The organism is Streptacidiphilus anmyonensis (assembly GCF_000787855.1).
GTDB lineage: Bacteria > Actinomycetota > Actinomycetes > Streptomycetales > Streptomycetaceae > Streptacidiphilus > Streptacidiphilus anmyonensis.
The window spans coordinates 1-20,779 of the sequence record NZ_BBPQ01000087.1 but is presented as its reverse complement, the minus strand read 5'-3'; the positions used below and the strand labels follow the sequence as shown (position 1 = coordinate 20,779).

19 protein-coding genes are annotated in these 20,779 nt (G+C 72.9%); 14 read left to right on the top strand and 5 right to left on the bottom strand.

Features of this window, described 5'->3' with window-relative positions; genetic code table 11:
- Nucleotides 1-19: 19 nt before the first annotated feature.
- The 4 genes from TR50_RS38200 to TR50_RS38185 all read left to right on the top strand — a co-directional run bounded on the left by TR50_RS38200 (nucleotide 20) and on the right by TR50_RS38185 (nucleotide 4,576).
- A complete protein-coding gene (locus tag TR50_RS38200) occupies nucleotides 20-1,345 on the top strand; it encodes an ABC transporter substrate-binding protein (RefSeq protein ID WP_042433582.1) in 1,326 nt (441 codons plus the stop codon).
- Nucleotides 1,338-2,294: a carbohydrate ABC transporter permease gene (locus TR50_RS38195; RefSeq protein ID WP_042433579.1), complete on the top strand. Its 957-nt coding sequence runs from the start codon at nucleotides 1,338-1,340 to the stop codon at nucleotides 2,292-2,294. The genes TR50_RS38200 and TR50_RS38195 overlap by 8 nt, the downstream gene beginning before the upstream one ends.
- The gene (locus TR50_RS38190; protein WP_042433576.1) at nucleotides 2,287-3,150 is read left to right on the top strand and encodes a carbohydrate ABC transporter permease; all 864 of its coding nucleotides are present in this window, start codon (nucleotides 2,287-2,289) and stop codon (nucleotides 3,148-3,150) included. The genes TR50_RS38195 and TR50_RS38190 overlap by 8 nt, the downstream gene beginning before the upstream one ends.
- A 79-nt stretch (nucleotides 3,151-3,229) precedes the next feature.
- The gene (locus tag TR50_RS38185) at nucleotides 3,230-4,576 is read left to right on the top strand and encodes a GH1 family beta-glucosidase (RefSeq protein ID WP_042433573.1); all 1,347 of its coding nucleotides are present in this window, start codon (nucleotides 3,230-3,232) and stop codon (nucleotides 4,574-4,576) included.
- Nucleotides 4,577-4,589: 13 nt separating this feature from the next.
- Here the strand turns inward: TR50_RS38185 and TR50_RS38180 are convergent, their stop codons facing one another.
- Nucleotides 4,590-5,084 carry a hypothetical protein gene (locus tag TR50_RS38180; protein ID WP_042433570.1) on the bottom strand — a complete coding sequence of 165 codons (495 nt, stop codon included), beginning with the start codon at nucleotides 5,082-5,084 and terminating at the stop codon, nucleotides 4,590-4,592.
- 197 nt (nucleotides 5,085-5,281) lie between these two features.
- On the opposite strand from TR50_RS38180, the gene TR50_RS38175 reads away from it, so the two are divergent.
- Together TR50_RS38175 and TR50_RS38170 are read left to right on the top strand one after the other, a co-directional pair.
- Nucleotides 5,282-5,611: a YciI family protein gene (locus tag TR50_RS38175; RefSeq protein ID WP_042433567.1), complete on the top strand. Its 330-nt coding sequence runs from the start codon at nucleotides 5,282-5,284 to the stop codon at nucleotides 5,609-5,611.
- Nucleotides 5,608-7,719: a sigma-70 family RNA polymerase sigma factor gene (locus tag TR50_RS38170; RefSeq protein ID WP_042433566.1), complete on the top strand. Its 2,112-nt coding sequence runs from the start codon at nucleotides 5,608-5,610 to the stop codon at nucleotides 7,717-7,719. The genes TR50_RS38175 and TR50_RS38170 overlap by 4 nt, the downstream gene beginning before the upstream one ends.
- A 7-nt stretch (nucleotides 7,720-7,726) precedes the next feature.
- On the opposite strand, the gene TR50_RS38165 is transcribed toward TR50_RS38170, so the two are convergent.
- Entirely contained in the window at nucleotides 7,727-8,095 is a 369-nt protein-coding gene (locus TR50_RS38165; RefSeq protein ID WP_042433565.1) for a helix-turn-helix domain-containing protein, read from the bottom strand.
- Nucleotides 8,095-8,490 (bottom strand): type II toxin-antitoxin system RelE/ParE family toxin, encoded by a 396-nt coding sequence (locus TR50_RS38160; RefSeq protein WP_236654762.1) that lies wholly within the window; start codon nucleotides 8,488-8,490, stop codon nucleotides 8,095-8,097. The genes TR50_RS38165 and TR50_RS38160 overlap by 1 nt, the downstream gene beginning before the upstream one ends.
- An 88-nt stretch (nucleotides 8,491-8,578) precedes the next feature.
- Between TR50_RS38160 and abmR the strand changes: the two genes are divergently transcribed.
- Complete coding sequence (gene abmR / locus TR50_RS38155; RefSeq protein WP_042433559.1) at nucleotides 8,579-9,094, top strand: ATP-binding transcription factor AbmR; 516 nt, start codon at nucleotides 8,579-8,581, stop codon at nucleotides 9,092-9,094.
- A 154-nt stretch (nucleotides 9,095-9,248) separates the two neighbouring features.
- On the opposite strand, the gene TR50_RS38150 is transcribed toward abmR, so the two are convergent.
- Nucleotides 9,249-9,656, bottom strand: coding sequence for a PaaI family thioesterase (locus tag TR50_RS38150; protein WP_042433556.1), 408 nt, complete (start codon nucleotides 9,654-9,656; stop codon nucleotides 9,249-9,251).
- Between the two features lie 138 nt (nucleotides 9,657-9,794).
- On the opposite strand from TR50_RS38150, the gene TR50_RS38145 reads away from it, so the two are divergent.
- From TR50_RS38145 to TR50_RS38125, 5 genes are all read left to right on the top strand, one after another.
- Nucleotides 9,795-12,032, top strand: coding sequence for an NADP-dependent isocitrate dehydrogenase (locus TR50_RS38145; RefSeq protein ID WP_042433555.1), 2,238 nt, complete (start codon nucleotides 9,795-9,797; stop codon nucleotides 12,030-12,032).
- 97 nt (nucleotides 12,033-12,129) lie between these two features.
- Nucleotides 12,130-12,342 (top strand): hypothetical protein, encoded by a 213-nt coding sequence (locus tag TR50_RS38140; RefSeq protein ID WP_042433551.1) that lies wholly within the window; start codon nucleotides 12,130-12,132, stop codon nucleotides 12,340-12,342.
- A gap of 208 nt (nucleotides 12,343-12,550) precedes the next feature.
- Nucleotides 12,551-13,468, top strand: coding sequence for a hypothetical protein (locus TR50_RS38135; protein ID WP_152648859.1), 918 nt, complete (start codon nucleotides 12,551-12,553; stop codon nucleotides 13,466-13,468).
- Between the two features lie 195 nt (nucleotides 13,469-13,663).
- On the top strand, nucleotides 13,664-15,478 hold the full coding sequence (locus tag TR50_RS38130) for an HSP90 family protein (protein WP_236654764.1): 1,815 nt from the start codon (nucleotides 13,664-13,666) through the stop codon (nucleotides 15,476-15,478).
- On the top strand, nucleotides 15,475-18,501 hold the full coding sequence (locus TR50_RS38125; RefSeq protein WP_042433547.1) for a tetratricopeptide repeat protein: 3,027 nt from the start codon (nucleotides 15,475-15,477) through the stop codon (nucleotides 18,499-18,501). The genes TR50_RS38130 and TR50_RS38125 overlap by 4 nt, the downstream gene beginning before the upstream one ends.
- A 28-nt stretch (nucleotides 18,502-18,529) precedes the next feature.
- Here the strand turns inward: TR50_RS38125 and TR50_RS38120 are convergent, their stop codons facing one another.
- Nucleotides 18,530-19,411 (bottom strand): NAD(P)-dependent oxidoreductase, encoded by an 882-nt coding sequence (locus TR50_RS38120; RefSeq protein ID WP_042433544.1) that lies wholly within the window; start codon nucleotides 19,409-19,411, stop codon nucleotides 18,530-18,532.
- 76 nt (nucleotides 19,412-19,487) lie between these two features.
- On the opposite strand from TR50_RS38120, the gene TR50_RS38115 reads away from it, so the two are divergent.
- Entirely contained in the window at nucleotides 19,488-20,051 is a 564-nt protein-coding gene (locus tag TR50_RS38115; protein WP_160311259.1) for a GNAT family N-acetyltransferase, read from the top strand.
- On the top strand, nucleotides 20,048-20,659 hold the full coding sequence (locus TR50_RS38110) for an LmrA/YxaF family transcription factor (protein ID WP_042433539.1): 612 nt from the start codon (nucleotides 20,048-20,050) through the stop codon (nucleotides 20,657-20,659). The genes TR50_RS38115 and TR50_RS38110 overlap by 4 nt, the downstream gene beginning before the upstream one ends.
- Nucleotides 20,660-20,779 lie beyond the last annotated feature (120 nt).

The window sequence follows — 20,779 nt, the reverse complement described above, 5'->3', positions numbered from 1 at the left end:
CACCCGAAAGGCTCCCTCCATGCACTCCTCCAGACCGGCACTGCTGACCCTCGCCGTCGCCACCGCGCTGCTCGCCTCCGCCTGCTCCTCCTCCGGCGGATCCGGCTCGGGCGGCGGCGGGTCCGTGGCGGGGACCACCCTCACCTACTGGGCCAGCGACCAGGGCGGCTCCATCGCCCAGGACGTCAAGGTGCTCACCCCCGAGCTCAACGCGTTCACCAAGCAGACCGGCATCAAGGTCAAGCTGGAGGTGATCGGCTGGAACGACCTGCTCAACCGGATCCTCGCCGCCGCCAGTTCGGGCCAGGGCCCGGACCTGGTCAACATCGGCAACACCTGGTCGGCCTCGCTCCAGGCCACCGGCGCGTTCCTGCCGATCAGCGACGACGTGATGAAGCAGATCAACGGCACCGGCCGCTTCCTGCCCGGCGCGCTGGCCGCCACCGGCGCGCCCGGACAGCCCCCGGTCGGGGTGCCGATCTACTCGATGGCCTACGGCCTCTACTACAACAAGGCGATGTTCCAGGCCGCCGGCATCACCCAAGCGCCCACCACCTGGGACGAGTTCATCGCCGACGGCAAGAAGCTGACCAAGAACGGCCAGTGGGGCGTCTCCGTCGAGGGGGCGCAGACCCCGGAGAACGCGCACCACGCCTTCACCTTCGCCAAGCAGCAGGGCGGCAGCTTCTACGACTCCTCCGGCAAGCCGACGTTCGACACCCCGCAGAACGTGGCCGGCATCAAGCAGTACGTCGACTTCATGGCCGCCGACAAGATCGCCAACCCGAGCGACGCCGAGTACTCCAACGGCACCGAGGCGGTCAAGGACTTCGCGACCGGCAAGGCCGCCATGCTGCTGTGGCAGTCGGCGGACGCGACGCTCGCCCAGTACGGCATGCAGCCGAGCCAGTACGGCGTCGCGCCCGTCCCGTTCAACGCGGCCATGCCCTCGGGCCCGAGCCACGTCGACTCGATCGTGGCCGGCATCAACCTCTCGATCTTCGCGAACACCAAGCACAAGGACGCGGCGATCCAGTTCATGAAGTTCATGACCAGCCAGCAGGCGCAGATGGACCTCAACAAGGAGTACAGCTCGCTGCCCTCGGTCAACGACGCCTACGGCGACCCGGCGTTCCAGACCACCACCGTCAAGACGCTGCAGAGTGTGCTCGCGAACTCGGCGGCGCCGATGCCCGCCGTGGCCACGGAGAGCCAGTTCGAGACGGTGATCGGCGCGGCCGTGCAGAACCTGTTCGCCGACGCCGCGGCCGGCAAGCCCGTCACCGACCAGAGCGTCGCCGCCCAGCTCGACCAGGCGCAGCAGAAGCTCCAGGCCGGTGGCTGAGGTCCGCACGCCGGTGCCCGCGCGCCCGAGCCGCTCCTGGGCTCGGGTGCGCCGCGCCGGACTCCCCTATCTGCTGCTCCTGCCGGCGGTGCTGTTCGAACTGCTGGTGCACGTCGTGCCGATGCTCACCGGCATCTACATGAGCTTCAAGCACCTGACCGAGTTCTTCATCCGCAACTGGAGCGCGGCTCCGGCGGCGGGTTTCGACAACTACCGGTTCGCGCTGGACTTCAACGGCGCGATCGGCAAGCAGCTGCTTGAGTCCTTCTGGACCACCTGTGCGTTCACGGTGCTGACGGTCGCGGTGTCCTGGCTGCTCGGCACCGGCGCCGCGGTGCTGATGCAGGACCCGTTCCGCGGCCGGGGGCTGCTGCGCACCTACTTCCTGGTGCCGTACGCGCTGCCCGCCTACACCGCCGCGATCACCTGGGAGTTCATGTTCCAGCGCGACACGGGCCTGGTGAACACCCTGCTGGTGCACGACCTGCACCTGTTCAAGACGGCCCCGTTCTGGCTGATCGGCGGCAACTCGTTCTGGGCGCTGGTCATCACCGCCGTCTGGCGCACCTGGCCGTTCGCCTTCCTGGTCGTCACCGCGGGCCTGCAGAACATCCCGGGCGACCTCTACGAGGCGGCCGCGCTGGACGGCGCGGGCGTGTGGCAACGCGTCCGCTCCATCACGCTGCCGCAACTGCGGTCGGTCAACCAGGTGTTGATCCTGGTGCTGTTCCTGTGGAACTTCAACGACTTCAACACCCCCTACACGCTCTTCGGCAACGTGCCGCCGTCACAGGCGAACCTGATCTCGGTGCAGATCTACGACACCTCCTTCCAGAACTGGAACTTCGGCTCCGGCTCGGCGATGTCCGTGCTGCTGCTGCTCTTCCTGCTCGTGGTCACCGCGGTGTACCTGCTGCTCACCAACCGGAGGAGGAAGACGGATGTCTAGGCCGCCGCGCAGCCCCCTCGCCCCGCCCCCCTCGTTCGTGTGGACGCGGCGGATCGTGCTGACGCTGCTGGGGGTGTTCACCTTCCTGCCGCTGTGGGTCATGCTCAGCAGCTCGCTCAAGCCGCTGCGGGACGTGCAGGCGGGGTTCGCCTGGCTGCCGACGAACCTCACGCTCCGTCCCTACGTGGACATCTGGAGCACGGTGCCGCTCGGGCACTACTTCGTCAACAGCCTCGTCGTCTCGTCCTGCTCGACCGCGGTCTCCGTGGTCATCGCCATCCTCGCCGCGTACGCGGTCAGTCGGCACCGCTTCCCGGGGCGGCAGCTGTTCAGCGTGACGGTGCTGTCGACGCAGATGTTCCCCGGCATCCTGTTCCTGCTGCCGCTCTTCCTCATCTACGTCAACATCGGCACGGCGACGGGCGTCCAGCTGGACGGCTCCTGGCTCGGGCTGATCGTCACCTACCTGACCTTCACGCTGCCCTTCTCGATCTGGATGCTGGTCGGCTACTTCGACTCCATTCCAAGGGAGTTGGACGAGGCCGCCAAGGTCGACGGCAACGGCCCGATCGGCGCGCTGGTCCGCGTCATCGTGCCGGCCGCGCTGCCGGGCATCGTCACGGTCGCGGTCTACTCCTTCATGACCGCGTGGGGCGAGGTGCTGTTCGCCTCCGTCATGACCGACGACTCGACCCGCACGCTGGCCGTGGGCCTGCGCAACTACGCCTCGCAGAACGACGTGTACTGGAACCAGATCATGGCCGCCTCGCTCGTCGTCAGCGTTCCCGTGGTCGTGGCGTTCCTGCTGTTGCAGCGCTACCTCGTCGCCGGGCTGACCGCGGGCTCGGTCAAGTAGCCCGCCGCCCGCCGCCCCCTTCCACCTGCCCTTTCTTCGCCTGCCTTTTCTTCACCTGCACCGTGTGCCGAGGAGACCCATGCCTGCGCCCGACACGTCCGCATTCGGCCCCTCCTTCCTCTGGGGGGCGGCCACCTCCGCCTACCAGATCGAGGGGGCCGTGGCCGAGGACGGCCGGTCCCCGTCCATCTGGGACACCTTCTGCCGGGTGCCCGGCGCCGTGGACAACGGCGACACCGGAGACGTGGCCACCGACAGCTACCACCGCTGGCCCGAGGACATCGCGCTGATGCGCGAGCTGGGCCTGACCAGCTACCGCTTCTCGCTCGCCTGGCCGCGCGTGCTGCCCGACGGCACGGGCGCGGTGAACCGGGCCGGGCTCGACCACTACGACCGCTTCACCGACGCGCTGCTGGAGGCGGGCATCCGCCCCAACGCCACGCTCTACCACTGGGACCTGCCGCAGGCCCTCCAGGACCGCGGCGGCTGGCCCGAGCGGGAGACGGCTGAGGCCTTCGCCGAGTACGCGTCCCTGGTAGGGGCGCGCCTGGGCGACCGGATCACCGACTGGGCCACGCTCAACGAGCCGCTGTGCAGCGCCTGGATCGGGCACCTCGAAGGCAAGATGGCACCGGGCGTCACCGACCTGACGGCCGCGGTGCGCGCCTCCTTCCACCTGCACCTCGGCCACGGGCTCGCCGCGCAGGCGCTGCGCGCGGCCGCGCCGCGCGAGATCCGGGTGGGCATCACCAACAACCTCAGCCCGATCGAGCCCGCCTCCGACAGCGAGGCGGATCTCGCGGCGGCCCGCCGCGCCGACGGGCACATCAACCGCTGGTGGCTGGACCCGGTCTTCGGCCTCGGCTACCCCGAGGACATGGTCGCGCTCTACGGCGTCGACCTCCCGGTGCGGGGCGAGGACCTGAAGACCATCGCGCAGCCGCTGGACTGGCTGGGCGTCAACTACTACTTCCGTCAGATCGTCGCCGACGACCCGGCGGCCCCGGTGCCGGGCTTCCGCCAACTCACCGGCCCCGGGCCACAGACGGCGATGCCGTGGGAGGTCCACGCCCCGGGCCTGGAGCAGTTGCTGCTGCGGGTCACCCACGAGTACGGCGCGCAGGACCTCATGGTGACCGAGAGCGGTGCGGCCTACGAGGACGTGGTCGGCCCCGACGGCCGCGTCGACGACGCCGAGCGCGCCGCGTACCTGGAGCAGCACGTCGCCGCGTGCGCCAGTGCGGCCGCGGCGGGGGCTCCGGTGTCGGCGTTCTACTACTGGTCGCTGCTGGACAACTTCGAGTGGGCGTACGGCTACGCGAAGCGCTTCGGGCTGGTGCACGTCGACTACGCGACGCAGCGGCGCACGGTGAAGACCAGCGGCGCGCGCTACGCGGAGATCATCCGCGCGCACCGGACACGATGAGCCGGGCGCGGTGTCACGTCCCCGCGACGGCGTTGGCCGGGCGGGGAAGCGGCCAGACGAAGTGGGCGGGCATCCCGGTCGGGCGCGCGCCGGGGTAGTCCAGGGTGAGGCGGGTGTACCGGACCTGCCCCGGGTGCCCCGTCCAGGGGACCGGCTGGTCGAGGCGGACGTCGACCGGGTAGCCGTGGAAGTGCCCGGCGGCGCAGTACGGCACGCAGTCGTTCGCCTGGTCGGTCGCCGTGCCCGTCGCCGAGCCGGCCGTCCAGGTCGACCACTTCGCGCCGGCGAGGTAGTTGTTGCCGTCCCCGCAGGCCAGCACGTACGTCGCCGGCCGCGTCTGCGGCTTGCCCACGCAGTCCAGCACCACCGGCGCGGGCGCGGTGGCCGCGGACGCGGCGGAGGTCGCGGACGTGTGCGCGGCGGAGGTCGTGGAGGTGGTCGCCGTCGCCGCGGGTATCAGGGTGGCGCCGCCCGCCAGGAGGATCGCTGCCAGTTTCAGTAGTGCCATTCCGCGCTCCCCTGGGGCTCTCGGCTAGGGCCAGGCTACGTGCACCTTCGCGGATCCTGCTACCCCAACACGTCGGAAAGCCGGTGAAAACGGATATGCTCAGGTCAGTCGGGTGTTCCCTGTCATATGGCCGGCTTCGACGTAGGGGCAGAAGGACGCCGCGGAGGGCGGCGACCGGGAGAAGAAGGAGCAGGACCATGCGCTACCTGATGACCGCCCGCAGCACCGAGACCACCCCCGCGCCGGACGAGAAGCTCTTCACCGAGATGGCCGCGTTCGTCGAGGAGATGACCGCCGCCGGCGTCCTGCTGGCGACCGGCGGCCTCGCCCCGGAGGGCGTGCGACTGGTCTCCCGCGGCGACGAGCTGACCGTCACCGACGGGCCGTTCGCGGAGGCCAAGGAGGCCGTGGCCGGCTTCGCGCTGGTGGAGGTGGGCTCCAAGGAGGAGGCCGTCGAGCTGGCCCGGCGCTTCCGCCGGATCGTGGGCGACGGCGAGAGCACCGTCCAGCAGGTCTTCGGACCGTGACCGCGCCGTCGGGCCCCCGGGGCGGCCACCCGGCCGCCCCGGCGCCCGAGGTCCACGCGGCGGTCTCCGCCGTCTGGAGGCTGGAGTCGGCGCGGATCACCGCCGCGCTGGTCCGGATGGTGCACGACGTCGGCGCGGCCGAGGAGCTCGCGCAGGACGCGATGGTGGCCGCACTCGAACAGTGGCCGGCCACCGGCGTCCCGACGAACCCGGCCGCCTGGCTGACCACCGTCGCCAAGCGCCGTGCGGTGGACCGGATCCGCCAGGCGGAGCGCGAGGAGCGCGGACACGGCGAACTCGCCCGTGCGCTGGAGACCGCCGAACCCCGGGACGACCCGGCCAGCGAGGACGGCGGGGCCGGCAGCGACGGGGAGGACCACGAGGCCGACGAATCGGCCGACATCCTGCGGCTGTTGCTGCTCACCTGCCACCCCGCGCTGCCGACCCGGACCCGGATCGCCCTCACCCTGCGCCTGCTGGGCGGACTCACCCGCGAGGAGATCGCACGGGCCCTGCTGCTGGACGCCACGACGGTCACCCGCCGGATCGCCGAGGGCCGACGCATCCTGGCGCGGCAGCGGGTCGACTTCAGCGGCGCCCCCGGCCCGGAGGAGCTCGGCGAGCGGATCGGCGCCGCACTCGAAGTCGTCTACCTGGTCTTCAACGAGGGTTACTCGGCCACGTCCGGCGAGGACCTGATCCGGCCGGACCTGTGCCTCACGGCGCTGCGGCTCGGGCGGTTGCTCGCCCGGCTCGCCCCGCGCGAGCCGGAGGCGCACGCCCTCGTCGCGCTCATGGAGTTGCAGGCGTCCCGGCAGGCCGCGCGAACCGGCCCCGACGGGGAGCCGGTCCAGCTGCACGAGCAGAACCGGGGCCGCTGGGACCCGCTGCTGATCCGCCGCGGGTTCGAGGCGATGCTGCGGGCCCGCGACCTGCTCGCGGGCCCCCCGTCGACCGGCGAGCGCCCCGGGCCGCCCGGCCCGTACCTGCTGCAGGCGGCGATTGCCGTCTGCCACGCCCAGGCCCGGACGGCGGAGGAGACCGACTGGGCTCAGATCGCGGCGCTCTACCAGGCGTTGGCGCATCTGCTGCCGACGCCCGTGGTCCAGCTGAACCGAGCCGTCGCCGTGGGCCGGGCGGAGGGTCCGCAGGCCGGGCTCGACCTGGTCGACGCGCTGCACCTGGACCCGGCGCTCCAGGACTACCATCTGCTGCCGAGCGTCCGCGCCGACCTGCTGCTCCGCCTCGGCCGCACGGCGGAGGCGACGACGGAGTTCCGCCGTGCGGCCGGACTCACCCGCAACGACGCCGAACGCGCCTTCCTGCTGCGCCGCGCAGACGCGCTGCTCCGCGCGGACGCGCTGGGCGTCACGGCGCCGGGCCCGTCGCTGGGCGCGGCGGCGGACGCGTTCCTCGGACGCGCCGAATTGGACGCCTCCAGCCGGCGCTCGTACGCGCAGACCCTGCGCCGCCTGCGCACCGGCCTCGGCGACACCGTCCCACTGGCCGAGGTGACGGATGATCAGATCGGGCGCGTGTTCCGCACGGCGTGGGGCGACTCGGCCCCGGCGACCTGGAACCGGCACCGGGCCGCGCTGCGCTCCTTCTGCGCCTGGGCCGGACGCGAGACGCCGGCCGACGCGGTTCCCCGGCGCGCCGTACCGGCGACGGCGCACCGAGGCCCGCTCCCCGGGCCCGGGTTGCGCTCCCTGCTGCGCGACCCGACCGTCCCGGCACGCGACCGCGCGCTGTGGCGGGTGCTGCACGAGTCCGGCGCCACGGTCGCCGCCGTGCTCGCACTGGACGTGGAGGACCTGGACCCGTCGCGCCACCGCGCCCGCTCGGGGCGGGCGTTCGTCTGCTGGCACCCCGAGACCGGCCCACTCGTCGCCGAGTTGACCGAAGGCCGGGCACGCGGCCCGCTCTTCCTCAGCGCCCGCCGACCGGCTCCGGCCCGCGCGCCCGCCGACGCCGCGGACCTGTGCCCGGAGACGGGCCGACGCCGGCTCTCCTACGAGCGCGCGGAGTACCTCTTCAAGCAGGCGACGCGCCGCATCGACCCGGCGGGACGGGGCTTCACCCTGCGGACGCTGCGCAGCGGATACTGACGACACGTCAGACGCGTGTCTGCTCCTCCCCCACCAGCGAGACCGTCGCGCCGTGCGCGTCGACGGCGAAGCGCAGCGAGGCGTCGAGGCCGGAGGCAAGCCGGGTCAGCAGCGCCAGCGTCACGACCACGTCGGAGCCCTCGATGCGCTCGACCGTCGCCCGCGACAGGCCGATCCGCGAGGCGAGTTCGGCCACCGAGAGACCGAGGGCGACCCGGCGGTCATGCACCACCTTCGCCAACGCCATGGTCAGCCGGTGCTCCTGGCGCTCCTGCTCCAACTCCAGCGACTCGCGGTGGCCGTCCACCCGGCGCCACTCCCCCGGGAGCTTCCAGCGGGTGTGTTCCGGCGTGACCCTGTGCTTCGCGCCGCTCATCACCCGCCACCGGCCCCCTCGCGGACGAAGATCCCGTGCGCGGCGCCGTGCGCGGCCTCGCACTCCAGCTTGGCGCGCACCGCGCGCTCGATCTGCGCCTCCTCGTGCGTCCGCGTCTTGCGGAAGACGGTGAGCAGCACGATCCGGCGCTCGTCCCCGTTGATCCAGTAGGTGACCCTGGTCGCCACGCCGTCCAGCGTCGGCCGCAGCTCGGCGACGCCCTCGCGGAGCGTGCGCGCGAACGGCGAGGGGGCGTCGGGTCCGAGTTCGGCGAGGAGTTCGGCGTAGGTCTCGACACGCCGGAACAGCCGGCCCGGCAACAACTCCAGCCAGGCCCGGACCTCCGGCTCCAGCTCGACCGTGTATCCGGCGGCCACGGTCCCCATGGCTCCCATAGGGCCAGGGTAGGTGGCGACCGTCCGCCCGGCATGTCGGCCGCGAGAAGGGCCTTGCGAAATCTTGTAATGATGTAATCATCGATACATGAGCAGGAAGAGCACGTCCGGGGAGTCCGTCGCGGAGTGGTTCGCGGCGCACCTGCCCGAGGGATTGTTCGGGGAGACGCCGGAGGTGGTCGTCGACCGTGAGGAGATCACGGTCGTCGGCCCGCTGCCGGCCGACACGGCCTCCGAGGAGGCCACCTCCGTCGAGGACGCCGTCGCGGAGTACCGGGAGAGCACGCGCGCCCAGCGCATGCGCGTCGCCGGCGCGGCGGAGGAGAAGTTCGGAAAGAAGGTGTCCTGGGGCGTCCGCCACGAGGGCCGCCGGGTGATGTTCACCCACCTCGCCGTCCCGGCGATGACGCGGCTGCGCCAGCCGGAACGCCAGGTGCTGGACACGCTGGTGGCGGCGGGCGTGGCCCGCAGCCGCAGCGACGCCCTCGCGTGGTGCGTCCGCCAGGTCGGCGAGAACGCCGAGACCTGGCTCGGCGACCTGCGCGACGCGCTGCGCCACGTCCAGGACGTCCGCCGCCAGGGCCCCGGCGGCGGCACCGCCTGACTCGTCACGACCGGTCACGACCAGCAGGGGTTGGTACCGGCTCCGTCGGTGTGCGGAGCCCACCGCGCGGGCGCGCCGGGGTCGGCGCGCCCGCGCGGCACGTCGACGCCGATCCGGTCCGCGCTCAGCCCATCCGCGCTCAGCCCATCCGCACTCAGCCCAGCAGCGCGTACACCGCCGTGGCCTGCGCGGCGAGCGCACCCTCGGCGGTCAGTGAGACGTCCGCGAAGGCGAGGCTGCGGCCGAGCTTGCTCAGCCGGGCGGTCACCAGCACGTCCGTGCCGAGCACCGGGCGCTGGAAGGACGTGGACAGCTGGACCGTCGTCATCGGCACGAAGCCGCCGCGCGCCGAGGCGACCGCGACGACGACGGCGGTGTCGGCGGCGGCCATCAGGGCCTGCCCCGAGAGCGCGCCGCCCTCGCGGGCCAGGCGGTCGGACCAGGGCAGCCGCAACGCCGCGTGGGACTCGCCCGTCTCCGCCACGGTCAGTCCGAGATCGAGCACCCAGGGGGCGAAGTTCTCGGCGAGAAGCTTCCCGGCCAGTTCCACGGTGATCGGCATGCCCACAGCATGACGGCGGGCCGCACCACCGCGCCAGCGCCTGGCGGGACCTCGGCCCGCGAGATCGACTCCCGGAGCATGTATCTTGATATCGAGACGTTCCACACGTGAAGGTAGACGCGAAAGCGGGAGTACCCGGTGACTGACTCGACCATCATCTACACGCACACCGATGAGGCTCCGGCCCTGGCGACCTATTCGCTGCTGCCGGTCATCCAGGCGTACGCCTCCACGGCCGGCGTCACCGTGGAGACCCGCGACATCTCCCTCGCCGGGCGCATCATCGCCGTCTTCCCCGAGCGTCTCACCGAGGCCCAGCGGATCCCGGACGCGCTGACCGAGCTCGGCGAGCTGGCCAAGACCCCGGCCGCCAACATCATCAAGCTGCCGAACATCTCCGCCTCGATCCCGCAGCTCAAGGCCGCCATCGCCGAGCTCCAGGCGCAGGGCTACGCGCTGCCGGACTACCCGGACGAGCCGAAGACGGACGAGGAGCAGGACGTCAAGGCCCGCTACGACAAGATCAAGGGTTCGGCGGTGAACCCGGTCCTGCGTGAGGGCAACTCCGACCGCCGCGCGCCGCTCTCGGTCAAGAACTACGCCAAGACCCACCCGCACCGCATGGGCGCGTGGACGGCCGAGTCCAAGACCAACGTCGCCACCATGGGCGTCAACGACTTCCGCCACAGCGAGAAGTCCGCGGTCGTCGCCCAGGACGACACCCTGCGCATCGAGCACGTCGCCAACGACGGCACCGTCACCGTGCTGCGCCCGACCGTCAAGGTCCTGGCCGGCGAGGTCGTCGACGCCTCCGTGATGCGCGTCGGCGCGCTGCGCGAGTTCCTGGCCGCGCAGGTCGCCCGCGCCAAGGCGGAGGGCGTGCTGTTCTCGGTGCACCTGAAGGCCACCATGATGAAGGTCTCCGACCCGATCATCTTCGGCCACGTCGTGCGCGCCTTCTTCCCGAAGACCTTCGCCCAGTACGGCGCCACCCTGGCCGCCGCCGGGCTGAACCCGAACAACGGCCTCGGCGCCATCCTGGCGGGCCTTTCCGCGCTGCCCGAGGGCGACGCCATCAAGGCCTCCTTCGACGCCGAGATCGCCGAGGGCCCGGCCCTGGCCATGGTCGACTCCGACCGCGGCATCACCAACCTGCACGTGCCGTCCGACGTCATCGTCGACGCCTCGATGCCGGCCATGATCCGCACCTCCGGCCACATGTGGGGCCCGGACGGCAAGGAGGCCGACACCCTGGCCGTCCTGCCGGACAGCAGCTACGCGGGCGTCTACCAGGTCGTCATCGACGACTGCCGCGCGCACGGCGCGTTCGACCCGGCCACCATGGGCTCGGTCCCGAACGTGGGCCTGATGGCCCAGGCCGCCGAGGAGTACGGCTCCCACGACAAGACCTTCGAGATCGCCGCCGACGGCGTGGTCCGCCTGGTCGACACCGAGGGCGAGGTCGTGCTGGAGCAGAACGTCGCCGCCGGCGACATCTTCCGCGCCTGCCAGACCAAGGACCTGCCGATCCGCGACTGGGTCAAGCTGGCCGTCTCCCGCGCCCGCGCCACCGGCTCCCCGGCCGTCTTCTGGCTGGACGAGACCCGCGCCCACGACGCGAACCTGATCGCCAAGGTCAAGCAGTACCTCCCGGAGCACACTGCGCAGGACGAGCTTGGGGGCGAGGGCCTGCAGATCGAGATCATGTCCCCGGTCGAGGCCACGGCCTTCTCGCTGGAGCGCATCCGCCGCGGCGAGGACACCATCTCCGTCACCGGCAACGTGCTGCGCGACTACCTCACCGACCTGTTCCCGATCCTGGAGCTGGGCACCAGCGCCAAGATGCTCTCGATCGTCCCGCTGATCGCCGGCGGCGGCCTCTTCGAGACGGGCGCGGGCGGCTCCGCTCCCAAGCACGTCCAGCAGCTGCTCAAGGAGAACTACCTGCGCTGGGACAGCCTCGGCGAGTTCTTCGCCCTGGCCGCCTCCTTCGAGCACCTCGCCGGCGCGACGGGCAACGCCCGCGCCAAGGTCCTGGCCGACACCCTGGACCGCGCCACCGGCACCTTCCTCAACGAGGACAAGTCCCCGACGCGTCGCCTCGGCGGCATCGACAACCGCGGCAGCCACTTCTACCTGGCCATGTACTGGGCCCAGGAGCTGGCCAAGCAGACCGACGACGCGGCCCTCGCCGAGGGCTTCGCCCCGCTGGCGAAGACCCTCACCGAGCAGGAGGCGACCATCGTCGCCGAGCTCAATGCCGTCCAGGGCTCCCCGGCCGAGATCGGCGGCTACTACCAGCCGGACCCGGCCAAGGCGGCCGCCGTGATGCGCCCGTCGAAGACCCTCAACGAGGCGCTGGCGCAGCTGGGCTGACACAACGTCACCCGCGAGGGGCTCCACGGCACTTGGCCGCGGAGCCCCTCGCGGCATTCCGCTGCGGAGTCCACCGCCGTTGGGGCAGTCTGGACGGATGCTGCAGCCGACGCTCGATCTCGCCCTGTCGACCAAGGCCACCGGAGCACTCCTCTTCGCGGCGATGCTCGGCGTGCCATGGGCGGTCGCTTTGACGATCTCGCAGGCGGCGAGGGAGAAGCGCTCACTGCCGGTCTGCGCGGCGATAGGCATCCTGAGCGGAGCAGCCATCACCGCCGCCGCGGCCGTGGTCCTGTACCACCTGGTCTGAGCCCGGAGGTCCTCCTCCCCGAGCCCGGGCTTCCCCTCCCAGGACCAAGAAAACGGGTCGGCCACGGACGTGTCGGGGGCTCATGATAGGAACTCCCGCGAAAGCGGTCGAGTGAGGGGGACCAGGCACGATGGGGCTGTTCGGACGGTGGCGCAAGGATGCCGCCGGGAGTGCGCGGGTTGCGGGCAGAGGCCTGGAGGCCGTGCCCGTGCTGGATCCCGCGTTCGGGGATCCGCTGCTGCGCGAGGTGATCGGGCAGGCCGCGGCACGGGACTGGCCCGCGCTGCGGCAGAGCCTGCGCGGCGCGGCGGACCAGGTGGAGCAGACGACGCTGGTCACGGCCGCGGCCGAGGTCGGCGGGGTCGAGGAGTGGGTGCCGCAGGCGATCGCCGCCGACGCGGGTGACCCGCTGCCCCTGCTGCTGTCCGGCGCGCGGCAGGTCATGTGGGCGTGGGAGGCCCGTAGCGGGGCCCGCGCCCGGAACGTGACGCGGGACCAGTGGGACGTGTTCCTCGAGCGGCTCTCCCTCGCGGAGGAGCAGCTGCTGGAGGTCGCCGAGCGCGAGCCGACCTGGCTCGCGCCCTGGTACTTCCTCCAGATGAGCGCGCGCGGCGCCTCGCTGGACAAGGACGTGACGCGCTACCGCTTCGAGGCGGCGCTGCGGCGTGCGCCGGGGCATCCGGCCTCGCACCGGCAGCGGTTGCAGCAGGTCTGCGAGAAGTGGGGCGGCTCGCACGCCGAGATGCACGCCTTCGCCCGGGCGTCGATGCTCGCGGCCGCGCCCGGCAGCCCGCTGGGCGAGCTCGTGGCGCGAGCGCACCTGGAGCGCTGGCTGGACCTGGGCGGCGGCGCGCAGGGGCGCGCGTACATGAGCGGGCCGAACGTGATGGCCGAGCTGCAGGAGGCCGCCCAGCGGTCCGTGTTCCACCCCGGGTACCGCGCTGAGCGCACCTGGCGGGGCGTGCACAACACGTTCGCGATGGCGTTCTCGCTCTCCGGCCAGCACCACCTCGCCCGCCCGCTCTTCGAGGCGCTCGACGGCACGGTCACCCAGACGCCCTGGGCCTACCTCGGCGGCGATCCGGCCCAGTCCTTCCGCACCCACCGCGCGCGCTGCGCGGCCTGAGCACCCCCCCGGGCAGCGGCCCATCGAACCCACGCCTTCGCGACCACGAAAGAACCCGTCACGGTGCCTCTCTTCGAACGCTCCAGCAACGACCGCTCAAGCAACGACCGCTCCAGCAACGACCGATCAGGCAACGGCGGCGACACCGCCCCGGACGCGGCCGCGCACACCTTCCAGGTCGACCTGCGCGGCCTGGTGGACCTGCTCTCCCACCACCTCTACTCCAGCCCCCGCGTCTACCTGCGCGAGCTGCTGCAGAACGCCGTCGACGCGATCTCCGCGCGCCGCCTGCTCGACCCGCACGCCCCGGCCGCCATCACCGTGCGCGCCGCCGAGACGCTGACGGTCACCGACACCGGCGTCGGCCTGACCGAGGAGGACGTGCACACCTTCCTCGCGACGATCGGCCGCAGCTCCAAGCGCGGTGCGGACGGCGGGATCGACGGCGCGGGTCTGGCGACCGCGCGCGGTGACTTCATCGGGCAGTTCGGCATCGGCCTGCTGGCGTGCTTCGTGGTCGCCGACGAGATCACCGTCGTCACCCGCTCCGCGAAGACCAAGGACGCGCCGGTCATCGAGTGGCGCGGCCACTCCGACGGCCGGTACACGATCCGCACCCTGCCCTCCGGCGCCAAGCCGGAGCCGGGCACGACGGTCACCCTCGCGCCGCGCGCCGACGCCCGCGAGTGGACGCAGCACGGCCGAGTCGTCTCCCTCGCACGGGACTTCGGCGGCCTCCTGCGCTACGACGTCACCGTGCAGGACGCGCACGGCGGTGCGCTGCGGATCAACCAGACCCCGCCGTGGGCGGCGCAGCACGCCTCGCCGCTCGCCCGCCGCGAGGCGTACGCGGAGTACTGCCGCGACACCTTCGACTTCGCCCCGCTCGACACGATCGAGCTGGAGCTGCCGGTCGTCGGCCTGCGCGGCGTCGCCTACGTGCTGCCGGACGCCGCGCCGCCGTCGCGCCGGGCCGGACACCGGGTGCACCTGAAGGGCATGCTGCTCTCCGACCAGGCCGACGAACTCCTGCCCGAATGGGCCTTCTTCGTCCGCTGCGTGGTCGACACCGACGCGCTGCGCCCGACCGCGTCCCGCGAGGGCCTGTACGCGGACGAGACGCTCGCCGCCGTCCGCGACGCGCTCGGCGCGCGGATCCGCGAGTGGCTGACGGGGCTGTCCGCGACCGATCCGGCGCTGCTGCACCGGTTCATCGGCGTGCACCACCTGGCAGTCAAGTCGCTGGCCCGGTACGACGACGAGCTGCTGAAGATGCTGCTGCCGTGGCTGCCGTTCGAGACCACGGACGGCAACGTCACCCTCGACGAGTTCGCCCGCACCCACCCGGTCATCCTGGTGACCCGCACCGTCGAGGAGTTCCGGCAGGTCGCGCCGGTCGCCGGCGCCGCCGGGCTGGGCGTGATCAACGGCGGCTACACCTACGACCGCGACCTGGTGCACCGCCTGCCGGAGATCCGACCGGGCAGCTCCGTCGCCGACCTCGACCCGGGCACGGTCACCGCGCACCTCGACTCCGTCGACCCGGCCGCCGAGCTCGCCGCGTCCGCGTTCCTGGCGATCGCCCGCGAGGTCGTCGGACGCTTCGACTGCGACGTGGCGCTGCGCAGCTTCCACCCGACCAACGCGCCCGCCCTGCTGCTGGACAACCGCGAGGCCCGGCACGAGCGCTCCCGCGCGCAGCTGGCCCAGGAGGCGGACGGCCTGTGGGCGGACATCCTCGGCTCGCTGCGCGCCGAGGCGCCCCGCGCACAGCTGGTGCTGAACCACCTCAACCCGCTGGTGCGCCGCGCCGCCACGATCACGCACCGGGAGCTGGCCGTCACCGCCGTCGAGGCGCTGTACGGACAGGCCGTGCTGCTGACCCGCCGTCCGCTGCGGGCCAGCGAGAGCGCGCTGCTCAACCGGTCCTTCATCAGCCTGCTCGACCACGCCATGCTCGGACATGAACAGCGGGCCCAGAACGGTCCCGGGACGGAGAACGAGTCGTGAGCGTCGACACCCCCGAGGCCCTGGTCCAGGCGCTGCGCGCCAACGACGAGCGCCCCTACGGCAAGCAGCGCACCGTCACCGCCGAGGAGCTCGCGGAGGCGGCCGAGCAACTGCACGAGAGCGGGCGGCTGGACGACCCCGACCTGCTCGTCGTCGCCCTGATGGACCTCCAGGAGGCGTACACCTACGACGCCGAGCAACGGAAGTCGCCGGTGGTCTTCGCCAAGGTGCTGAAGCTGTGGGACACCAAGCCCGAGGCGTTCAACGAGTGGGCCCGCACCCAGCTGTTCTGGCGGTTCAAGTGGGTCGCCTCGGCGCTCCGGGGGCTGCCCGAGGTGCCGCTGGAATCCGTGCGCCGCTGGGACGAGGAGATGAAGTCCCGCTACGTGAAGGCGGAGCTGGGCCTCCAGCCGTACTACGCGCAGCGCTTCTACCTGGCCTGGCACCTGGGCGGCCCGGCCGGCACAAGCGTCGAGGACGCCTTCGAGCTGTGGACCGCCCGGCCGCGCACCCGGTACAGCGACTGCGTGGCCTGTGAGCTGCGCAGCCGTGCCGACTTCCACGCGCACCGCGGCGACGACGCGCGGGCGCTGGAGATCTGGAAGCCCGTCCTGGAGGGCGAGAGCACCTGCAGCGAGGAGCCGTGGTCCAGCCACGCGCACGCGCTGCTGCCGTTCGTCCGCGCGGGCCGGCTCGACGAGGCGCGCTCCAGCCACCTGGTCGGCTACCGCTTCTCCCGTGGCAAGACCAGCCAGACCACCGAGGTCGGCCTGCACGTCGAGTTCTGCGCGCTGACCCGCAACGAGGCACGCGGCCTGGAGATCCTGGCCGAGAACCGCGACCTGTGGGCGACCGAGGGCAACCCGCTGGGCCTGCTCAACTTCCGCTCCGGCGTGCAGCTGCTGCTGACCCGCCTGGACGCGGACGGCCACGGCGAACTGCCGGTCAGCGGCCCGCCCGGCGCCAACTGGACGGTCGCCTCGCTGCTCGCACACGTCCGCGCGCTGAACGAGGAGCTGGCCGGGCGCTTCGACGCCCGCAACGGCACCGACGGCGTCAGCGCGCGCGTCCGCGCCCGCGTCGGCCAGCAGCCGCTGCTGGCCGAGCCGCTGGCGCTCGGTGTCCGCGCGCCTGCCCTGCCCGGCCGGCAGTCCGGCGCGCCCGTGCCGGGGGCGGTCCCGGCGCCCGCCCGTCCCGCGGGTCCGGGTCCCGCGACCGCGCGTCCCGGGGCGGCGCAGACTCCGCGGGACTTCGTCGAACTCGTGCGCCAGGCAAGGGAGCTGTACCGGTCCGGACACCCGGACGCGAACGCGTTCTGGCTGCGCGTCGCCGAGCTGATCGAGGCCGAGGGCTTCGTCCTGCCCGACGACGCCGCGATCGGCCCGCTCGCCCTGCTCCGGGGCGAGGTCGCCCAGCAGCGGGCCGCCGAGGCGATGGAGCGCCGCGACCGCGTCGCCGCCCGTGCCGAGATGGAGCGCGCCGTCGCGCTCTTCACCGAGTCGGGACACGAGGGCCGCCGCATCGCCGGGCTGGCCCGCCTGGCGGTCGTCGACTCGGAACCCGATGACGGCCGCACCGACTGGGCGGCCCTGGACCGGCTCCGCGAGGCCGCCGTCTCCCTCCGCGCCGCGGACCCCGACGCGACCGACCCGGCCGGCCTGCTGACGGTCCTCCAAAGCCGCACCTACGCGGCCCACCACGCCCTCTACCGCGCCCTCCAGGCCGCGGACGGGACGGAACCGCACGGGACCGACCCCGTGCCGACCGTGGAGGAGGCCCTCGCCCGGTTCGAGACCGAGAACGCGGCCCTGCGGGAGTCGGCGGCCGGGCTCGGCATGCCGCACCGGGTCTCGCTCACGCTCCAGTACCGGGCGGACGTCGCCGCACGGCTGGGGCGGCCCGAGGAGGCCGAGCAGGCGCTGCTGGAGGCGCTGCGGCTGCTGGAGGAGGCGGAGCAGCCGTGGCGCGCGCCGCGCGCGCTGGTGCTGCTCGGGCAGGTGCGGATGCAGCAGCAGCGCCCGCAGGAGGCCGTCGAGGTGTTCCACCGTGCGCTGGGCGAGGCGGCCCGCTGGCCGGACGGGTCGTTCCCGTACGGACCGGCCTCCATGATGCTCGGTCAGGCCTGTGCGATGTCCGGCGACAACAACGGCGCCGTCCGGGCGCTGACCGAGGCCGCCGCGCGCTTCGACCGCGGCGGCGACGTCGAGGACGCCGTGTCCGCCCGGCTCAACCTGGCCAACATGCTGCGCCGCTCCGGGCACACCGGCGACGCCGTCGCCGTGCTGGAGTCGGCCGTCGCCGACGCGGACGCCTCAGGGCTGGAGGAGACGCTCCGCGCCCAGTTGCGGCTGGACCTCGCACGGGGCCTGCGCGCACTGGACGAACACCGCGACGCCGCCGAGGAGTTCCTCCGCCTCGCCGACGCCGTCTCGGGCTGGGAGAACCAGGACGTCCACACCATGGCGGCCTGCGAGGCCACTGTCGCGCTGGCCGAGGCGGGCCGACTCGACGCCGCCCGTGCGGCGTTGGAGCGGGCGCTGACCTCCCACGCGGTCGCGCCGCGCGCGGACCAGATGGCGGCGACGCTGCGCGAGCTGGCCCGTCAGCTGATGGAGGCAGGCGGCGCGGACGCCTTGGACGAGGCGCTGGCCCGGATCGCCCAGTCCGAGCGCGTCGGGGCGGAGGCGGTCGCCGCCGGCCTCGAGGTGACCGCCTGGTTCGTCACGGGCGCCGCCCACTACGAGCGGGGCCGCGCCTACGCGGAGGCTCAGCGGCCCGAGGAGGCGCTGGCCGCGTTCGAGCAGTCGATCGTGATCTACACGGCGGTCGGCCAGGAGGCCGAGGAGCCGCGGGCCGAGTCGCTGCGGCTGGCGGCCGTGGTCGAGGCCGGTCCGTTGCAGCGCCGCGATGCCGCGCTGCAGCGTCTGGGCGCGGGCATCGCCCGCTGCGAACAGGCCGGGCTGGCGCAGGCGGCGAAGATCCTCACCGGCCTGCGCGACCGGATCGCCGCGCAGACGAGCTGACGGACGGGCTGAGCCGGGCCGGCCCGGCTCAGCCCGCGTCGCTCCGGGCCTCGACGGCGCGCAGGACGGCCACCATGTCCTGCGCGCCGCAGCCCAGCTGCGCCGTCTCCGCGTACAGCGCGTGGCAGACGTCCAGCAGCGGCGAGGCGATGCCGGCCGCCCGCGCCGCCTCGACGATCAGGCGGTTGTTCTTCAACACGTCCAGGATGCCCGCCTGGACCGAGAAGTCGCCGTCCGTCAGCTTCTGCGCCTTGAGACGGGACACCGCGCTCGCCATCGGCCCGGCGTCCAGGATGTCGCGCAGCAGAGCCGGGTCGAGGCCGTGGCGGGCGGCGAAGTGGAACGACTCGGCGAGTCCGGTGACCGTCGTGATCAGGAAGACGTTGACCGCGAGCTTCATCAGCAGCGCACCCGGCACGGGTCCGCACGCGAAGGCCTCCCGGCACAGCGGCCCCAGCAGCGGCCGCACCCGCGCCACCGCCTCCGGCTCCCCCGCGAGCATCGCGACCAGCTGCCCCTGCTCGGCGGGGACGCGGGAGCCGGAGACGGGCGCCTCGACGTAGTGGCCGCCGGCCGCGCGGATCTCCGCCTCCAGGGCCCGTGACCACTCCGGCTCGGCGGTGCCCATGTGCACGATCGTGCGCCCGTCGACGCGCCGCGCGAACTCCTCCGTCCCGCGCGCCAGCATCGCGTCGGCGACGTCCGCGTCGTAGGGCATCAGCAGCACGGTCCGCGCGTCGCGGAACACCTCCTCCGGCTCGGCGGCGACGCGCGCGCCCGCCGCGCGCAGCGGCTCGGTCCGGGCGGCGGTGCGGTTCCAGACGACCAGCGGTGTGCCCGCCCGCGTGAGGTTGAGGGCCATCGGCCCGCCCATGACGCCCAGCCCGAGGAATCCCACCAGATCCGACATCGCCGTACCCCTTCCCGCCGCCGTCTCTTGCGCAGACTCTTGCGCAGACTATGACCAACGTCATAATAATGGAACTATGACAGCCGTCATGGAAACCCCCGTCGGCCTCGACTCCCGGCACTCCTGGCGCATCACGCCGGTCCGCCCCGAGGACCGCTCCGACGTGCAGCGCCTCTTCGCCGCCTGTTCGGTCGCCTCCGTCCGGCACCGGTTCCGCGCTCCGCTCCCCGCCTTCCCGGCCCGCCACCTCGACGAGCTGCTCGCCGGCCCGCCCGAGCGCCACGACGCCCTCGCCGTGCGCGCCGGGGCGGGCGGCGAACTGGTCGCGCTCGGCAGCCTCGCCCAGCCCTACGGCCCGAGCGACGGACACACCGCCGAGCTCGCCCTGCTGGTCGTCGACGCCTGGCAGCGCCGGGGTCTCGGCCGGGCCCTGACCGCCGCCCTGGTGGAGCGGGCCGCGCGGCGGGGAGTGACCCGGGTCGTGGCCGAGGTCGAGCACGGACGCGGCCGCCTGCTGACCGCCGTCGGCCGGGGCCTCACCCTCGTCCGCAGGACAGCCGACCGGGACGGAATCACCGGGGTCTTCGCGATCCCCGGTGACCTCCTCGTCCGGACCTCCGTCGATAGGCTGGTGCCATGACCGAGCAGGGGACGCGCACGTACTCGCCGCGCGAGCGCATGGTGTTCAGCGCGGCGCAGCTGATCCGCCGCGACGGCGTCGGCGCGACGGGCATGCGCGACGTCGCCGCGCACGCCGAGGCCCCGCGCGGCTCGCTTCAGCACTACTTCCCCGGCGGCAAGGACCAGCTCGTCGGCGAGGCCGTCACCTGGGCCGGCCGCTACGCCGCGCGCCGCGTCACCCGCAACCTCGCCGCGCTGCCGGCCGACGACCGCCGGCCGAGCCGGCTCTTCGCCGCCCTGATCGCGCAGTGGACCGAGGAGTGCCTGGCCACCGACTTCGCCTTCGGCTGCCCCGTCGCGGCCGTGACCGTGGACTGCGCCGACGCCACGGACTCCGCCCGCACCGCCGCCGCCCGGGCCTTCGCCTGCTGGCGCGAGCCCCTCGCCGCGGCCCTCGTCGAACTCGGCGTCCCCGACGCGCGCGGCGCGACCCTCGCCACGCTCATGGTCAGCTCCCTCGAGGGCGCCCTGCTCATCTCCCGCGCGGAGCGCGACATCAGCGCCCTGACCACGGTCTCGGACGAACTCGGCCCCCTGCTCGACGCCGCGGTGATGACAGCACGGTGATGGCGGCGCAGTGACGTAGGCCATGGCACTCAGTGCCTTGGCAGATGGCACTGAGTACCCTTATGGTGCGAGTAACCGGCCGCGCCGTAGGACGACGTGGTGGCCAGTTCACTGAGTCAA